This is a genomic window from Shewanella sp. M-Br (assembly GCF_036245925.1).
Taxonomy (GTDB): Bacteria; Pseudomonadota; Gammaproteobacteria; order Enterobacterales; family Shewanellaceae; genus Shewanella; species Shewanella oncorhynchi.
Window position 1 is genome coordinate 1 of record NZ_BJBV01000058.1, and the last position, 1,102, is coordinate 1,102.

The 1,102-nt window shown below is 45.6% G+C and carries 1 protein-coding gene; it reads left to right on the forward strand.

The annotated features are described in order from the left end of the window. On the forward strand, positions 1-730 hold a 730-nt coding region (locus tag AAA952_RS22280; RefSeq protein ID WP_338259703.1), incomplete at its 5' end, for an IS110 family transposase. Positions 731-1,102: the final 372 nt, after the last annotated feature.

A 1,102-nucleotide genomic window follows, 5' to 3' on the forward strand; every position in this document is an offset into this window, starting at 1 on the left:
TGCCGAGGCTGCGCAGCGGCCCAACATGCGGTTTGTAAAACCCAAAAGTATCGAGCAGCAAGATGTGCAACTGCTCCACCGAATGCGCGAACGATTAACTAAGCAATCCACAGCGTTAATCAACCAAGTGCGAGGCATGTTAGCAGAATACGGCATCGTGATAGCCAAAAGTAAATCGGCTTTTAAAGTACAGTTCCCAGATATTTTAGCGGATGAAACCAATGCGCTGACCACTAAAGGTCGGGCCATTTTTTATCACTTATATGAAGAATTTAGTGATATAGAAAAACGGCTTAAGAGTTGTGATGCACAAGTGCTTACTGAAACTAAAAACAATGTGATTTGCCAGCGTTTAGAGACTATCCCTGGCATTGGTCCAGTCACCGCTACCGCCTTTTATGCCGCCGCAGGTGATGGTAAAGATTTCAGTAATGGCAGGCACTTTTCAGCTTGGTGTGGCTTGGTTCCCAAACAACACAGCAGCGGAGGTAAAGATAACCTCCTTGGGATAAGCAAGCGGGGAAATGCGTATTTACGCACCCTGTTCATCCACGGCGCCAGAGCTGTGTTGCAACACAGCCAGAATAAGCAAGATAAGTTTAGTTGCTGGGCAATCCAGTTAGCAGAGCGCCGAGGTTTTAACCGAGCCTGTGTAGCCGTCGCCAATAAGCTCGCGAGAATGGCATGGGTTATCGCGGCGCATGACGAAGAATATCGACTTCCAGTATAGTGCTGAATAGATTCAATAAACGTTAATAATTAATCAACCAGCAAGTTGCTATGACAATTGATTTGATGATGAGACAGTCAGACTGATCTACTGAAAACCTTAGCTCGCCATAGGCTCATAATGAAGCCGCAAGGATGATAAGGACAGTAGAAGCAGATATCCATCAGGGCCAGAGGCATACCTCAATAACAGGCCGAATATATGGGTGCAATGAACTCTTCTCATAATCGCTATCGAATGTCTTGCAAACCGGATGGGTCCATATATGGTGGAAGTGTCAATATTGGAGGAATATTTATTGACCGACATCGAGATAAGTTTTCGCGAAGCGTATAAACACAAAAGCCCTAGCGGTTTAGGCTAGGGCTTTTG